This is a genomic window from Vibrio tritonius, from assembly GCF_001547935.1.
Classification (GTDB): Bacteria; Pseudomonadota; Gammaproteobacteria; order Enterobacterales; family Vibrionaceae; genus Vibrio; species Vibrio tritonius.
Genome location: NZ_AP014635.1, coordinates 2,039,322 through 2,054,800, shown reverse-complemented (window position 1 = coordinate 2,054,800; position 15,479 = coordinate 2,039,322). Strand labels below are relative to the sequence as shown.

Sequence of the window (15,479 nt, the reverse complement as noted above, 5' to 3'; positions counted from 1 at the left end):
GCTTATTTATATTGTCAAACAGTCACTTGATGTTGATAAGCAGAGCAAGGGCGAATAAATGCGTGATCTGGTTTTTTTCTCCGCTTTTCTGATATTGCTCGTGTTTGCTTTACGCCGGCCCTATATTGCGGTTTGTTTATGGCTGTGGAGCGGATTATTTGTGCCAGTACACTGGTTATATGGTTTTGCCTCACATATTAGTTATAACAGTGTGTTTGCTGCAGTAACCATTATTGGGTTTATCTTTTCTACTCATAAGTCTAAATTTAAAGTCAATCCCATTTTTATATTTGTTATCTTGTTTTTTATTCATACTTGTATAACAAGCATCTTTGCAATGGCACCGGATGTTATGGTTAAAACAGATTTGTCGGAATTTTTTAAGGCAATTCTACTGTTTGTATTTATTAGTTTAATATTAAGAGATAGGCACCACTTTCGTTTATTCTTGTGGATGATTGTTCTTTCGATAGGTTTTATGGGGTTTGTCGAAGGCTTAAAATTTATTGCCTCTGCTGGTGGACATAGAATTAAAGGTCCTTCTGGTAATATTCTATCTGATAACAACCATATGGCGGTGGCCATGTGTATGACCATCCCATTTATTATTTATCTCATTGGGGAAACCAAAGAGAAGCTCATTAAGTTTGGTCTCCGCCTGATGTTGATCATGTGTATCCTTGCGGTAACGGGCACTTTCTCTCGTGGCGGCTTGATTGGGCTAATCATTATTTTGGGGTACTTCTGGCTCAAAAGTCGTCATAAACTCCGCACTGTCTTTATTCTCGTTTTTGCTGCGATTCTAGCATATAGCTTTTTGCCACAGAGTTGGTACAACCGAATGGCATCCATCGACAATGCCATGGCAAGTGCCTCGTTTACCACTCGAATCAATTCGTGGAAAATTCATACCTTAATGGCCCTTGAGCGTCCGCTCATTGGCGGGGGATTTAAAGGCCCACAGGTGAGTTACATGTGGCGGATATTGGCCGTGGATATTGATAAGTTCGATTTTATTCCTACCCCTCCGCCGGGTGATAAGGGGTGGGCCGCTCATAGTATCTACTTCCAAGTGTTAGGTGACCAAGGATTTCTGGGGCTATTTTGGTTTTTGCTTTTTATCTCTTTGACATTTATCCGTCTCTCATCCATTGAACGTTATTTTCGAAGGCATGAGGGTAAAGAAAGTTGGCCTTGCTTACTGGCGGGTATGACAAAAATCTCACTCATGGCTTACTGTGTATCGGGAGCTGCGCTTTCTCTTGCTTACTTGGAAATGTTTTACGCGATTTTGGCGATGGTGGTGTGCCTTGACCAAGTAATGAAGCGAAGCGTTGCCAATGAGAAAAAATCCCCCCGAGCAAAGAATCAATCGGTGTTAGTGGCTAATGGGGGGGCATCATGAAGCCTAATATTCAAATTTGTGTATTTGCGTACAATTTGCAGTCGACCATTGCCGATTCGCTCAACAGTTTATTGACCTGTTGCGGCGAGTATCCCGTGCAGGTTTATGTGATGATCAATGGCTGTCGTGATCACACCCTTAGCGTTGTTAGTGAATTTGCCAAGCGATACCTCAATGTTTATCCGATTGAAATTACTCTGGGGGATAAATCCAACGCGTGGAACACCTTCGTTCATCAATATTATGATGGCGAGTCAATTGCGGTGTTTGCCGATGGCGACCTGACTTTTGCCGAATTGGCTATCGCTCAACTGGTGGATTACCACTTAAACAATCCGCACTTTTTGGCGGTGTCTAGTTTCCCTTGTCTTAAAGGGCGTAGCGCGCAAGCGTGGCGCAGTACGCTGCTGCGTGAGCATCAATTTACCGGCAATCTCTACCTGCTTTCTCCGACCTATATTCAGCGAATTGTGGCGAACAATGTTCGTTTACCTACGGGGCTAATAGGGGATGACAGCATGTTGGGCTTTCTTACCGCCACCGATTTGTGCAGTGGCAAAGATACACCATTAGAGAATATTGGCGTGTGTACCGACGCCGTATTTAACTACGAACCGCTCAACCCATGGCACTGGCAGGACATCAAACTCTACTTGCGCCGCCGAGTTCGTTACTCAAAACGCCACATGCAGCAAAGCAGCATTGTGCCGAAGTTAAAACGCGATGGTCTTAGCGTTATGCCTAAATACGCTTCGCAAATCGATACGTTATCTATCCGCTGGCTCAGCTCAAACGTGCTGTTTGATTTAATTGCTGCACGATCAATTCGAAGGGAAGGTAAGCGGGAAAGTTAGTTTAAGTGAAGAGATTAAGGTTGAAGATTTTGGTTGGTTGGTATGGGGTGGAGGGATTGTTTGTGTTCCGAAATTTGTTTCAGTTTTAAGGGCGCTTTAGATAGGCATCGATTTTTGACATACAAAAAAGTAATGAGTGGTAATACGCAAGATATAACCTTATTGCCTTATCTCTTGTTTTCTAACCATTAAAAATACAATTGTGTAAAGAGAGATAACACCTCCGAATTACCCTGCGACATTACGCCATAAATTTTATTAAAAAGGAGTAATAATGCCTCAATCTGCATTCGATAATTTACCAACGCTACCATTTATAGTGAGCTCTGCACTATTAGTTGTGCTGCTTTTTATCTTTATTGCTCGACTGAAATCCATAAAGCGAGAACTCGAAGATTCCAAACAAGAAACCGCAAAAACTTCTCAAGCACTTTCTGATTACGAGAAGAAATACTCTGGAATCATTAACCTAGATGAAGAGATCAATGCTCGAAACCAAGCATCCAAATTACGCCAAGATGAAGCTAATGCAGTTTTTCTCAAGATCACAAATGATATTGAGCAGATCCAAGCGAGTTATAGAGAGAAGAAAGGCATATATGACTCACTCATCCATCATATTGGCATTTATGATGATGACATTGAGTTGCTAGAGCTAGGCTTCTATGAATCGCACTTTGACTTTGACACTTCAGAGCAATTTAAAGAGAAAATCCGCGAGTGTAAGGAACGTCAAAAAGGCCTTCTTCGTCTGAAGAATACCTCAGGAGCTATTTACTGCACTACTGAGTGGACGGTAGGTAACTCAAAAGTCGAAGGTAAGAAGATGACTGATCGAGGCATTAGACTTACAGCTCGCGCGTTCAACAATGAATGTGAAGCCGCCATCGCAAACTGTACATGGAAAAATGCCACCAAGATGGAAGCCAGAATCAATAAGGCCTTTGAAGCAATTAATAAACTTAACGAGTCCAACATGATTATCATTTCAAATAAGTATCTTCAATTTAAAATTGAGGAACTTCGCCTGACTCACGAGTACAAAGAGAAGAAACAACGAGAGAAAGAAGAGCAGGCTGAAATTAAGGCTCAAATGCGTGAAGAAGCCAAGGTTGAAGCCGAGATCAAGAAAGCAGAACAAGAAGCTATCAAAGAAGAAGCCCGATTCTCTAAAGCTCTTGTAACCGCCCGAAAACAGCTTGAGTCAGCGAATGATGAAGCCCGTAGTAACCTGGAAGAGCAGATTGCACAGCTACAGGCTGACCTTGAAGTAGCGGAGCAAAAACATCAAAGAGTACAAAGTATGGCAGAGCAAACCAAGCAAGGTCACGTTTACGTTATTAGCAATATTGGCTCGTTTGGAGAAAACGTTTATAAGATTGGTATGACCCGCAGACTCGAACCAATGGATCGTGTGAGGGAATTGGGTGACGCTTCAGTACCATTCAGTTTTGATGTTCATGCCATGATTCACACCAATGACGCGCCTTCTCTTGAGAAAGAGTTGCATCGAGTATTCGATAGTAACCGCCTGAACATGGTGAACCGTCGTAAAGAGTTTTTCCAAGTAGACCTTTCTGATATCAAACAAGCTGTTATAAATTTCGATATTGATGATGCTGAATTCATTGAAACTGCAGTAGCACAGGACTTCAATGAAACCAAAGCATTACGCAAGCAAGCTGAGTTTAAAGATGCAATGGAGCTTGGTGCTATCACTGATATAGCTAAGACGAAGCAATCTGGATTTGCCGAAAGCATTTAAATATATAGGTGCTAAAAAAGAAATATTTAGCATCGGTATCATTGAGCTAACTAGTACAGTTAGCTCAGTGTTGTCCCATATTTAGCTGAAGTAAAAGCTATCCATACTCAGTTAATGTACATATAGACCTATAAAAAGTTATTTTATCTAGATTGATATTCAACATTTTTCATGTAGATTGTTCAGTGAATTTTATAATTAAGTAATTTATTTTATTGGTCTTTGATCGAATTTATACGGATTTTTGATGCTCGCCATTCCTTTACCATTTATCGCTGCATTGTTGTTATTGATGACTGGAGTGTTACTTCGATACAAATATCCACAAACTAGTCAGAAGTCATTTTGGTTTACCATTCTGTGTGCATTAATGATCACTATAGTGGGGTTACGGTGGACACTAGATATTGCGTTGTTTCGTTTCCTGCAGCCTATTCTCGGTGCGAGTGTACCAGTGGTGGCTTGGCTCTGCTTTTCGGGGGAACATAAGAATAAACCAAACTTAAAATTACATTGGTTTGGTCCTATCACTGTTCTGATTGGCTCATTATTGTATGGGCATATCTGGGTTGGACTCGTTGATATACTGGTCAACTCATTATATTTCGCCTACGGTAGTTTGTTATTGAAGTCATCGTTTAGTACGCCAGAAAAAGTCCGGTTAACCGATGTACCGAGGGTGATCGTTGCTGAACGACTTGCAGGTGGATTTCTTCTGTTTTCCGCTTTAGTTGATAGTGTGCTCTCTTACGATATCTTGTTGTTAGACGCCCAGCATAGCAACCTGATATTGTCGATGGGATACCTTGTCTTTATTCCTGCAATTGTGGTCTCTGTGATGGTGGTAAGTATAAGTACACCTCCCAACGAAAAGCACTCTAAAGCGCAGGTTGTATCTTCAACGTCAGGTTACTATCTTGACGACGTCGATAGGCCAATTAAATTAGCGGGTGGCTTAGATGAAGATCAAGTGGAAGAAGTAACGCAAATCATTACTAAGTTCGATAACTTAATGAGAGAAAAGCAAATATTCAGGGACCCAGATTTATATCTTAACAAACTGGCGAGAAAGTTAGGTATTCCGGCTCGTAAAATATCGTCAGCGGTTAATCAAGCTTACAATCAGAATATTTCTAAGGTGATCAATACGTATCGAATTGAGCACGCTAAGACCTTACTTAAGCAAAATGACGAGTCGATAACAGAAGTCTTCCTTAGTTCAGGTTTTCACACTAAGTCTAATTTCAATCGCGAATTTTCAAGGGTAACGGGGCAAACTCCGAGTGAGTTTCGAAGTTCGCCGCCAGTGTTAGATTGAGTGTAATATCTTCCCATTTATCGATTTAGAAAACTGACAATATCATTTAATATCAGTTGATGCAGTTCTTCGCGTGATGTGCCTACACCATCTTTACAAATAATACCATCACCCGGCACTTCATCTTCAAGTATTACTTCGGCTCCCTGTTTACAGTCTTGAATGAAGCTAAAATGTGTTGCGTTTTCATAGACCTTGTACCGTCTTGAATAAAGAGGTATGTGTTCGGCAATGTAACCAGATTCTAATGCTTGTGGTAGATCCCCTATATCAATTCCTGCAGCTAGAATTAGAGTCGGCACTGTGATGTCATTTAAGCTGTTAATTGAAAAGCTACCAGCAAGCCCCAAATCAAGAGTAACCACACGTTTGATTCTCGGATCTGAAAGATCTTTGCTGCTTGGTTCATGAGCTTGCACTTTCGCTAGCCCTAACTCTTCAGCAAGACCACAAGTTCGTGGGTTCGGGTATATCAAACAACGAGATTTGAAGGTTTGCCTGTCAACTTTAGCTCCGGCCAATTGCATCACAGTCCAGCCACCTAATGAATGACCAATCGCGGTGACATTGTCGGCATTCACATGCTGCTTCCATCGCGCTGAGGTTAACAAGTGATCGAGAATTCGCGACATATCGCGAGGTCGTTCCCACCACTTTGCTGCTTGTTTTAGAGAGTGGTCGAAGGTGGTGGTTCCAGGGTGGTCAGCAGCCGCCACTATATAGCCACGCTTAGCAATTTCGGTCGCTAACCAGTTTTGATTCCGCCAATTTCCTCGGTAGCCATGCGATAACAGCACCACAGGGAAAGTGCTAGATTGGATCTGAGCGTCTTTGATAATTTTCGTACCGACGAAGGCAGGGTTATCACCAATCAAGGTTGTATTTGAAACCTCTTGAGTGGGATACCAAATAGCAGTATTTAGAGGTCGTTTAGGATCGTCTGTTAAGGTGATTTGAGTGAACCCGACACCAGAGGCGATGGCATTACTAGAAAGAAAAAGTAAGGATGTAAACAATAAATTTGCCCATTTCATGGGGTTAGCTCCAATTGAAGTTAGTGGAGCTAATATGCGTCAAGGCTAGATATTACGAGACCTAAAACACGATCGAGGACGTCCTAAATCGTATTTTAGGAGTTCGTTCAGCAAACGGAAACTTTACAAACGCCTAAGGCCTCAACATACTTTTCCTAATCGACAGATACTAATTAGAGCAATTGACCTAAAGCGTTTCTGTCCATCAACGTGTCAGATTGATCTTAGCTGGCACGAAAATGCCCCAAACCTTGCTAGATCTCGCATGTTAAACGATTCTCTGAATTTAATGCATTAAGTATGAGATAAAATATCTACATCTTTTATTAGTAGGAGAAAATATGGAAATTTTTCTTTACAGCGCCAAAGGTTCAAACAGCTCAGAAAGAGTGGAATGGGTGCTCAATTTCAAATCTATTCCATACCAAAGAGTTGAGGTCAGTTCAGATGAATTATCTACAACTTACCTCGCTATAAACCCATTTGGTTACGTACCGTCTATATCAGTTGACGGTTTTATTTTTTCTGAGTCGATGGCTATTGCTGAATACTTAGATGAACGATTTGATAGATGTCCGTTACTAAGTAGAAATCTAAACGAAAAGACCCGCATTAGGTGTATTTGTGAATATGTTAATTCGAGTATTCATTCTCCTCAAAATAGAAAAGTACTTAAGTTTCTACGTCCACAACTTGATGAGGTTGAAAAGCAAAGACTCCGTGGTGATTGGATAATAAAGAGCCTTGATACTTTAAGTTCTAGCTTATGTAAACAGTCTGGTTATGCAGTGGGTGCCGATTTCAGTCTAGCAGATATCTTTGTAGCTTCTATATATAAGAAAGCACTGCAACATGGTTGTGGAGAACATGAGTTTTACTCTAATCATTTAACGTACATAAGAAAGAATGAACGCGTAGTAGCTTCAGAACCATAAGTCGAAATGTCGTAACAGAACTGAATATAATTGGTTTCGACTCGTTTGTGACCATGGGCGTACCAGATTGACGTCGCCTAGCTCGAAGCTGCCCCGAAACGAGTTAGAATTCTTGCTCATGACATTTTTGAAATGAGATCATGTGTTATTTTATCTTATGTCCAATTTTGTGTTCCTCTCTTAAAGGTTAGTTATGGGGTATCCCAAATATAGAGTAGTGTTAACCGATTTAGGAATGACCGCTGCTCAGCTTAATCATCTTGTTTCCTGCTTTCGTCCTAGTACGTTAGATAAAGATCAAACTATATTGAATATTGGTGACCAATTTGACAAGGTGCTGATTGTTAAGCAGGGAGCAGTTCGTTGCTATTATTTAACGCCTGAAGGTGAAGAAAGTAATAAGTTGTTCTTTTTTGAAGATAATATCGTATTTCCAGTCGCTCCGGTTGCACGTAATCAGTCTAGTCTGTTTGGGATTATTACTTGCGAGTCATCATTGGTATTGCATATGCCTTTTACTGAGTTTAAACAGTATTTGGTGGCTATGAATATTTGGCAACCTTTTTATTTAACCTACCTTGAATGGTTGGTAGATACAAAAATTCGGCGGGAACATCGATTCCTTACGCTCAATAAAAATCAGTTGATACGTAACATTATTGACAATGAGCCACAAGTAATAAACAGGATTAACGATTACCACATAGCCAGTTATCTGGGCATGAGTCCGGTAACCTATTCTCGTCTGAAGCCCCGTTCTTAACATTTGATAAGGAATTACATTTCGCGCTGTCTTACTCTCTTCCTCAAAATAATTGAGTAAGGAACGTAGACATGGATGAATTCCACTTATTCCCGGAAAAGACAGCCTTGGTGTTGATTGAATACCAAAATGAATGGGTGAGTAAACAAGGGTATTTACGTAATAATATGGTTGTGGATCTGGCACAATTTGAAGACGCTATTTTGCATTCAAAAACTGTACTCTCATTAGCTCGAGAAAAGGGATTCTTCATTATTCATGTGACATTACAACCAGATATGAACTATCTCGCTTTTGGTAAAGCTAAGTATGGTATGCGGCATGTCATTCCAGAAAAGAAAACGTGGTTAGGCTTTCAGGGAGAAATACATCCCGATTTTGTACCGCTTTCTAACGAACACTTGATTAACGAAAGCGTCGGTTCTAGTGCATTTTCGGGGAGTAATCTTGATATATTTCTACGAAATAATGGGATAGATAATGTTGTACTGATAGGCTTTGCTACTCACGTTTGTGTCGAGTCTACACTTCGACAAGCACATGACTTAGGTTATAACACGTATGTTGTTACTGAAGCCACCGGAGCCTTTACTATTGAGCAGAAGCAATACTTTAGTCGGCACGTGATTCAACATTTTGGTAAAGAAATATCAGTTAGCGATTTAGTTTGATGATAACTGACAAGGACATGAAGTGGCAGGCGAATGAGCTACAGCAGGTATGACCGATTGTTGCTTAATTCATATCTTTCCCTATTAAAAGTTATCCAAGTTCAGCAAACCTAGAAGTTATGCTACATAAAGCGATCTAACCCATTAGATTTTTTAATCTATTGATTTTATGTTGAACCTTCGAAGTGAGTACCGCATTATCTATGTATAAAGCGTGGCTGTGCGCCATGTGAAAAACGTTAGTAATCAGGAGGTAAGATGCAGAAAACTGATCAAGTTTCTTTATATTTTCTGTCTGACTTAGAGAAGTTTCGGATCTTTGTCGAACTATCAGAACGCCACTGGTCTGAAGAATTAATCAAGTACAACGAATCTGATTTAGAAACGAATGAGTTCATTTGCTGGGATAGGTACAAGTATCGAAATGATTTAAGCGCGCACTTCCATGAAGTTTTTCCTCAATATCAGAAACAATCCTTTTTGCTCATGTTGGTATCGTTTTTTGAAGACTACCTTAACCAGTTGTGCCACAGTTTTCATTTCGAAAAGGGTTTGAGTTGTACTTTAAAAGACTACAGTGGTTCAGGTCTAGAGCGAGCAAAAAACTACTTGCGTAAAGTTGCTAAAATTGAAGTCCCTACTGGCACTTTCTCTTGGAGCAAAGTCATTGAAGCGAGAGATATTAGGAATGTCATCGTGCACAATGCAGGGCATTTAGATGAAGAACTACATAGTAAACAACTTAGAATTGTTGCTAAAAACCTCAATTTAAATTCGCATCAATTTGCTAGAGTTCACCTTGAAGTTACACAAGTGTATGTCCTTGAAATTGTTGAAGCTATGACTAGTGTCGTTAATGATCTCTGGCGTTATACGATGGAAGATACCTAACAAGCTTAGTACTAGCCCCAGGTAACAATGGGGCTGCTTCTTGCTAGGCGAAGTCAACCTAGCACGTTTTTGGACAGAAACGTTTAGTACTGATGCGCTATAGCGTTTCAGTCAGATTAGGAAAAGTATGTTAATTTCTTGAACGTTTGTTATGAGCGGTATTACCTTACCTTGATAAGTCAATATATATAGAACGTCGCGCTAATACTTTATTCCATGCAGCTCATTTTATTTCAAAAGGTAAATTTTATGTTTTTTGGACTCTCTGCATTTCCATTAACACCAATGTACGATGATTCTGTCGATGAAAAAGCGTTTATAGGTCTTATTCAGCGCTTGGTTAATGCTGAGGTGGATTCTATTGGGGTATTGGGGTCGACTGGCAACTATGCCTACCTCGCAAGAGAAGAGCGAAAAAGAGTCGCGCAGATAGCGGTTCAACACGCTGAAAAAATACCTGTCATGGTTGGTATTAGCGCTTTAAGCCTAAGAGATGTACTTCTAAACGCCGAAGATGCTCAAACAGCTGGTGCGAGTGCGGTTTTATTAGCGCCAATGTCGTATCAAAAGTTGACAGAAAATGAAGTGTATAAGTTGTATGAAGTGGTCACTTCTAAGTTATCGGTGCCTCTGTGTGTCTACGATAACCCGGGCACGACACATTTTAACTTCAGTGATGAACTGCACGGGCGTATCGCTCAGTTACCCAATGTCAGGTCAATAAAAATTCCTGGGGTACCAATGGAATCGCAAGCCGCTTTAGACCGGGTAAACCGCCTTCGTGCTTTAATTCCGAAGCATGTATCCATAGGTATTAGCGGCGATTCTTGTGCTGCAACTGGATTGAACGCAGGATGTGACGTTTGGTATTCAGTCATTGGTGGCTTATTTCCTAAAGTGGCTCAATCACTCACAGCAGCAGCGCAAAAAGGGGATGCAGAAGAAGCTTTGCGTCTATCAAAACGCTTAGCTCCGATGTGGGAACTGTTCCAACGTAATGGAGGAAGCCTTCGTGTTGTGGCTACGGCGGCAGAGATTCAGAACTTAGTTAAGCCTCCTTGCTTGCCTTTACCACTTAGAGCATTAGAGGGGCAGGAAAGAAAAGAGCTAGCATCATTGCTTAATAATTTAGCATTATCATGATGTTAATTATGCCTTGGTTCTATCTTCTTATTGCTGGATTTCTTGAAATTGTCCGAGTTTGCATAGTGAAGCACTCTTCCGGTTTTACTCGACTTATCCCATTACTCATAACTATTTTAATCAAACTATCAAGAATCTAAGTTCATATAGAATAAGTTCATATAGAAAAATCGCCCCTTACTGCAAAAATTGGCTTCTGAATTAAGGGGTTTTCTTTACTTGTGGTTATTCATGAGTAGTTAATTTAGCAAAGTCACTAGCAAATTGTTGTAATTTTTTGTTTGAGATATTTTCATAAATCCAATTGATCACGTCACTATCACCTCTATCGACTCGTTTGACCACTCCCATTTCTACAAGTAGCGGTAAGGGGATATATTTTGTGCTTAGTTCAACGATATCATCACAGTAGAATTCATATTTGGCTAAGTGCTCTGGCACCAGTGCCCAACCAATGTTTCTCATCACTAGCGCAGTGATATAATAATAACTATCTATAAACCAGTGGTCAGGGCAAATGGTTTGACCTTTGGAATTCCCCATACGGTCGCAAATTACCAACTGCTTATATTGATTAAGTTCAGACAGGCTCGGTTCTGGGCATTCTGCAAGTGGGTGATTTTTACTTACGATAAGTGAATGCTGGAACTGCCCAATTGAGACAAAGTCAAGGCTGTCAGGAAGGGTATTAACATGAAACAGAATACCTAAGTCTGCTCTTTTTTCATCGACCCACTGGGCGATATCTTCTTGAGAACCATTGATAATGGTCAACTTTAGTAGAGGAAACTTGTTAGCAAACTGCTCGAAAAAACATTCAAATATACCGATAGGTACAGCTTCATCCATTGCAATTGTCAGAGATATCTCCTGTCTACTGCTGGCTCTAAAAGCACGAGCATCTAGCCGTTGACACTGAAGTAATATAGCTTCCGCTTCCTTATACATCTCTTTACCGGCTGGTGTCAGCGTGGGTAGTTTTGATGAACGATCAAAAAGTTCAATATCAAGATCCGCTTCTAAGTTAGCAATTGCTGTACTAATGCGTGATTGAGCCTTTCCAAGCCGTCTAGCTGCGGCAGAAAAAGAGCCAGCTTTTGCTGAGGTTACAAAAGCAGCTAATTGATCTAGCGTCCAATTCATTCTATTCACCTATCCGATTATCGGATAGATATTAGCTTTCACCAATCCTGCCAGCAAGCATAATATGCCTCTAGTTAATATACATTGAGGCAGAAAATGAACAACAGCGAACAAAATATCATGTCAAATGAGCCGATAGCTAAAGTATTTTGGCGTTTTGCGATACCTTCTGTCACCGCGATGGTTGTCAACGGCTTATATCAGATTGTTGATGGTATGTTTGTTGGTCACTATATTGGCTATCAAGGATTGGCAGGAGTCAACCTTGCTTGGCCATTGATAGGTATTATCGCGGGAATGGGCATGATGATTGGTATGGGCGGAGGGAGCTTAATATCGATCTCCCGCGGAGAAGCTAATTATGAGAAATCTCGCTTAACCGTTTCTACCAGTCTATGGTTATCTGTTTTTCTAGGAATCTTGATATCCATAATAGTGTACTTTTTTGGCGTAGATGTGTTGCAGTTGCAAGGGGCTGAAAACGAGGTGCTTCGCCTTGGGGCTGAGTATGTGTCGGTATTTTCCTGGGGGGCGATATTTACAGTGGTCTCAGCCGCATTGCCAATGCTTATTCGTAATGACAATAGCCCGAACACTGCGACGGCAATAATGGCGATAGGAGCATTAATCAACATTGCATTGGACTACCTATTTATAGGAGTTTGGGGACTAGAGCTTAAAGGTGCCGCGATTGCGACATTGCTTTCTCAATCCATTGTGATAATCATTGCCTTGAAATATTTTTTTTCTAAGTATGCTCAAACACGTCTTAAACTGAGTGGTTGCTACTTCGATTGCAAAGTGGCGATACGAAGCATCACTCTTGGTTCATCAAGCCTGCTGATGTTCTTCTATTTCAGTTTTATTTCGGCTATTCACAACAAGCTGCTATTGCACTACGGTACTCCTGTCCATGTCGGTGCATTTGCAGTAATTGTGTACATTGGTGTGATTTACTACCTTACCGCAGAGGGTATTGCGAATGGTATGCAACCACTAGCGAGTTACTTCTTCGGCTCAACGCAAGGGGATAAAGTAATTTCAGTATTAACCATAGCAATAAAATCCGTTGTGACCTTAGGTATTGTAGTAGTGATAGTGTTGTATATGTTTCCGGATTTCATTGTTGGATTCTTTAGCCAAGGCGACCCAAATCTTCTAGAGGCTGCCGTTCATGGCATGAAAATACATCTACTTGGTTTAGCGTTAGATGGCTTTATCTTTGTTGCATCGGTCTATTTTGTTTCAGTAGATCAAGGTGGAAAAGCATTGGCAATATCTGTTTGTAACATGATGATTCAGCTGCCTTTCCTATATTTTCTACCTAACTGGTTTGGAATTGATGGGATTTGGTTAAGTGTGCCACTATCGAATTTGGTTTTGTCGCTTATTATCATTCCGATACTTTGGAGAGATGTGAGTAGTAAACGAAAGTTTTATAAAAAAAAGGACGCATATTGATTATGGGTCAGCATAATATTCGACGACTTCATTATTAAGCGCCTTAATGCATATTAGCTAGGAAGCGCACCATTAAATACCACTATCTGTTTGTGAGTCCTCGTAACTTAAGTGGCGGTGCGGGGTTAAAACGACTAGAGCTCGCCAAACAAGGTGTGCAAGCTTAAATCTCAAGTGCCTTAGTCAAAATGACAATGCCACTGAGTTCTATTTATCTCGGAGTTTTACAATGGCTGAAACGGTGGATAATGGCGCGGAAAGTTATTATCTAAAGATGTGGAAATCACAAATCTGACAAACACTTAAAGTTTCAAGGTACTTTTCCTAATCGACAGAAACGCTTTAGAGCATCAGTCCTAAACGTTTCCGTCTAGAGCCGTGCTAGCACGATCACGAATGACACGTTTGTGTTCCTAATCTTTTTATACAATAAAATTAACACAGCTTTTTTACGCTGATATTCGGATTGTTTTTCTCATTATAGTGAATCTATCGTAAGCGCCCCATGAACACACGGGGCGTTTTAATGTGAGAAGTTCCACGGAAGAAGTGAGTCAATGTCGGGCTCTGCTTTCGCCAGCTCTTTCATGCACTTGACCATGTAATCGTAGAGAATGAGCCCATTGGCTTTAGCCGTCTCGATGATGCTATAGAGTAATGCGCTAGCATCAGCACCTTTTGATGTGTTGGCGAAGAGCCAATTTTTTCGGCCAATGACCATTGATTTTATCGCACGTTCTGCTCGATTGTTGTCGATGGATAAGTGCCCATCATCCACATAACGCACCAACTTTGGCCATTGACCCAAGGTGTATTTAATCGCTTTACCCAGTGGGCTGGATTCGAACACTTTCTGTGTCGTGAGCCATTGATACAGGTCGTCCAATATTGGTTTGGCGTGTGTTTGTCTTTCTGACCAACGCTCTTCAGCTGACGACTGTTTTAAGCGAGCTTCAAGCGCATAGAGTTTTTGGATTTTTGCTAGCGCGATATCCACTTTCCCAGTCTTGCCTTTTCCCTGAATCTTTTTTGCCTCCATGAACTTACGGCGAGCATGAGCGAAGCAACCAACATTCGTCACTTGAGTGAGACCATCGTACGCCGCATAACCATCAGTTTGCAGGTAACCCGAGTAATCTCCCAAGAAGTCCATTGGGCACGCTCTCGCGCGACTGTTTTGATAGTCGTACAAGACGATGTTTTTCATATCCGGTAAACCAGCTTGCGGAGAGTCAGCTCCTGAGCAGTAAAGCCACATGTAACTGCGCTTCTCTTCTTGAAGAACATTCAACGGGGTTTCATCGGCATGAACCACCACTTGCTCAAGTAAGTGCGTTTTTAAGGCTTGGTACAAGGGTTGGAACTTCTCACTGACTTGGATAACCCAGCGAGCCATAGTGGTTCTTGATAAATCGATACCCGATTGCGTGAACAAGGTTTCTTGTCGATAAAGCGGCAATGCGTACTGGTATTTACCCAAGATGATATTGGCCAGCAAGCTTTCTGTGGCGAAGCTTTTCGGGATAATGCTCTCGGGTGCTGGCTGTTGGTGAACTGGGTTAGTCTCACTGTGTTGCTCACAATGACGGCACGCGTATTTAGGACGAACGTATTCGATAACTTTGAGGACTGCAGGCGTGAACTCCAGTTTCTCGCTACGGTCTTCCCCGATTTGATGCAGAGAATGCTGGCAGCAAGGACAATTTTTATCGTGCTCATCCAGGTCAAGCACCACGGTTTCGCGAGGTAAGTCTTTCGGTAATGACTTGCGTTTACCACGGCGCTTTGTTGTGGTCGTCGTGGTCACCACTTCTTCCTCGACGTTCTCCGCTTCGCATTCCACTTCATTAAAGAAGTCGCCCTGAGCTTCGTTATACGGTTTTAACGCTTCAGAGCGTTTGGCGAACTGACGGTCAAGTGCCAGTTTGAACTGCTCAATTAAGGATTGGCGCTCTTGTTGCCACTGCGATTCTTTTTGCTGCCAAGCGGCTTGCTCAGACATCAACGCCTTCACCATCGCTTGAAGTTCCGCGATGTTTTGGCTGTCTGGATTGATGTCGGGGGTCGTCTTTTTCATGGTGGTTATTGTACTTTAT

The 15,479-nt window shown here is 41.4% G+C and carries 14 protein-coding genes; 11 read left to right on the top strand and 3 right to left on the bottom strand.

Going from position 1 to position 15,479, the window contains the following annotated elements; genetic code table 11:
- The first annotated feature begins 58 nt into the window (after positions 1-58).
- From JCM16456_RS09045 to JCM16456_RS09030, 4 genes are all read left to right on the top strand, one after another.
- Positions 59-1,405, top strand: coding sequence for a putative O-glycosylation ligase, exosortase A system-associated (locus JCM16456_RS09045; protein WP_068713905.1), 1,347 nt, complete (start codon positions 59-61; stop codon positions 1,403-1,405).
- Complete coding sequence (locus tag JCM16456_RS09040) at positions 1,402-2,259, top strand: glycosyltransferase (protein WP_068713904.1); 858 nt, start codon at positions 1,402-1,404, stop codon at positions 2,257-2,259. Before JCM16456_RS09045 ends, JCM16456_RS09040 begins: the two co-directional genes overlap by 4 nt.
- A 274-nt stretch (positions 2,260-2,533) precedes the next feature.
- Entirely contained in the window at positions 2,534-4,024 is a 1,491-nt protein-coding gene (locus tag JCM16456_RS09035; protein WP_068713903.1) for a DUF4041 domain-containing protein, read from the top strand.
- Positions 4,025-4,268: 244 nt separating this feature from the next.
- Complete coding sequence (locus JCM16456_RS09030; protein ID WP_068713902.1) at positions 4,269-5,342, top strand: helix-turn-helix domain-containing protein; 1,074 nt, start codon at positions 4,269-4,271, stop codon at positions 5,340-5,342.
- A gap of 17 nt (positions 5,343-5,359) precedes the next feature.
- On the opposite strand, the gene JCM16456_RS09025 is transcribed toward JCM16456_RS09030, so the two are convergent.
- On the bottom strand, positions 5,360-6,376 hold the full coding sequence (locus JCM16456_RS09025; protein ID WP_068713901.1) for an alpha/beta hydrolase family protein: 1,017 nt from the start codon (positions 6,374-6,376) through the stop codon (positions 5,360-5,362).
- Positions 6,377-6,717: 341 nt separating this feature from the next.
- Here JCM16456_RS09025 and JCM16456_RS09020 point away from each other — a divergent pair, with 341 nt between their 5' ends.
- From JCM16456_RS09020 to JCM16456_RS24470, 6 genes are all read left to right on the top strand, one after another.
- Positions 6,718-7,311 carry a glutathione S-transferase family protein gene (locus JCM16456_RS09020; protein WP_068713900.1) on the top strand — a complete coding sequence of 198 codons (594 nt, stop codon included), beginning with the start codon at positions 6,718-6,720 and terminating at the stop codon, positions 7,309-7,311.
- 235 nt (positions 7,312-7,546) lie between these two features.
- Positions 7,547-8,074: a Crp/Fnr family transcriptional regulator gene (locus JCM16456_RS09015; RefSeq protein ID WP_162266535.1), complete on the top strand. Its 528-nt coding sequence runs from the start codon at positions 7,547-7,549 to the stop codon at positions 8,072-8,074.
- Positions 8,075-8,145: 71 nt separating this feature from the next.
- Entirely contained in the window at positions 8,146-8,745 is a 600-nt protein-coding gene (locus tag JCM16456_RS09010; RefSeq protein ID WP_068713898.1) for a cysteine hydrolase, read from the top strand.
- Positions 8,746-9,003: 258 nt separating this feature from the next.
- Positions 9,004-9,636 carry a hypothetical protein gene (locus JCM16456_RS09005; RefSeq protein ID WP_068713897.1) on the top strand — a complete coding sequence of 211 codons (633 nt, stop codon included), beginning with the start codon at positions 9,004-9,006 and terminating at the stop codon, positions 9,634-9,636.
- Between the two features lie 249 nt (positions 9,637-9,885).
- Positions 9,886-10,779, top strand: coding sequence for a dihydrodipicolinate synthase family protein (locus JCM16456_RS09000; protein ID WP_068713896.1), 894 nt, complete (start codon positions 9,886-9,888; stop codon positions 10,777-10,779).
- Entirely contained in the window at positions 10,776-10,919 is a 144-nt protein-coding gene (locus JCM16456_RS24470) for an SMR family transporter (protein WP_082712271.1), read from the top strand. The genes JCM16456_RS09000 and JCM16456_RS24470 overlap by 4 nt, the downstream gene beginning before the upstream one ends.
- An 85-nt stretch (positions 10,920-11,004) precedes the next feature.
- On the opposite strand, the gene JCM16456_RS08995 is transcribed toward JCM16456_RS24470, so the two are convergent.
- The gene (locus JCM16456_RS08995; RefSeq protein WP_068713895.1) at positions 11,005-11,922 is read right to left on the bottom strand and encodes a LysR family transcriptional regulator; all 918 of its coding nucleotides are present in this window, start codon (positions 11,920-11,922) and stop codon (positions 11,005-11,007) included.
- Between the two features lie 96 nt (positions 11,923-12,018).
- On the opposite strand from JCM16456_RS08995, the gene JCM16456_RS08990 reads away from it, so the two are divergent.
- Positions 12,019-13,383 (top strand): MATE family efflux transporter, encoded by a 1,365-nt coding sequence (locus JCM16456_RS08990; protein ID WP_068713894.1) that lies wholly within the window; start codon positions 12,019-12,021, stop codon positions 13,381-13,383.
- A gap of 523 nt (positions 13,384-13,906) precedes the next feature.
- Here JCM16456_RS08990 and tnpC read toward each other — a convergent pair.
- Positions 13,907-15,460 (bottom strand): IS66 family transposase, encoded by a 1,554-nt coding sequence (gene tnpC / locus JCM16456_RS08985; RefSeq protein ID WP_068713893.1) that lies wholly within the window; start codon positions 15,458-15,460, stop codon positions 13,907-13,909.
- Positions 15,461-15,479 lie beyond the last annotated feature (19 nt).

Excerpts from the sequence above, each read along its gene's own strand:
- JCM16456_RS08990 (WP_068713894.1), top strand. The coding sequence starts at position 12,019 with ATGAACAACAGCGAACAAAATATCATGTCAAATGAGCCGATAGCTAAA.
- tnpC (WP_068713893.1), bottom strand. The coding sequence starts at position 15,460 with ATGAAAAAGACGACCCCCGACATCAATCCAGACAGCCAAAACATCGCG.
- JCM16456_RS09025 (WP_068713901.1), bottom strand. The coding sequence starts at position 6,376 with ATGAAATGGGCAAATTTATTGTTTACATCCTTACTTTTTCTTTCTAGT.
- JCM16456_RS09045 (WP_068713905.1), top strand. The coding sequence starts at position 59 with ATGCGTGATCTGGTTTTTTTCTCCGCTTTTCTGATATTGCTCGTGTTT.
- JCM16456_RS09000 (WP_068713896.1), top strand. The coding sequence starts at position 9,886 with ATGTTTTTTGGACTCTCTGCATTTCCATTAACACCAATGTACGATGAT.
- JCM16456_RS09005 (WP_068713897.1), top strand. The coding sequence starts at position 9,004 with ATGCAGAAAACTGATCAAGTTTCTTTATATTTTCTGTCTGACTTAGAG.
- JCM16456_RS09035 (WP_068713903.1), top strand. The coding sequence starts at position 2,534 with ATGCCTCAATCTGCATTCGATAATTTACCAACGCTACCATTTATAGTG.
- JCM16456_RS08995 (WP_068713895.1), bottom strand. The coding sequence starts at position 11,922 with ATGAATTGGACGCTAGATCAATTAGCTGCTTTTGTAACCTCAGCAAAA.
- JCM16456_RS09015 (WP_162266535.1), top strand. The coding sequence starts at position 7,547 with ATGACCGCTGCTCAGCTTAATCATCTTGTTTCCTGCTTTCGTCCTAGT.
- JCM16456_RS24470 (WP_082712271.1), top strand. The coding sequence starts at position 10,776 with ATGATGTTAATTATGCCTTGGTTCTATCTTCTTATTGCTGGATTTCTT.
- JCM16456_RS09040 (WP_068713904.1), top strand. The coding sequence starts at position 1,402 with ATGAAGCCTAATATTCAAATTTGTGTATTTGCGTACAATTTGCAGTCG.
- JCM16456_RS09010 (WP_068713898.1), top strand. The coding sequence starts at position 8,146 with ATGGATGAATTCCACTTATTCCCGGAAAAGACAGCCTTGGTGTTGATT.
- JCM16456_RS09020 (WP_068713900.1), top strand. The coding sequence starts at position 6,718 with ATGGAAATTTTTCTTTACAGCGCCAAAGGTTCAAACAGCTCAGAAAGA.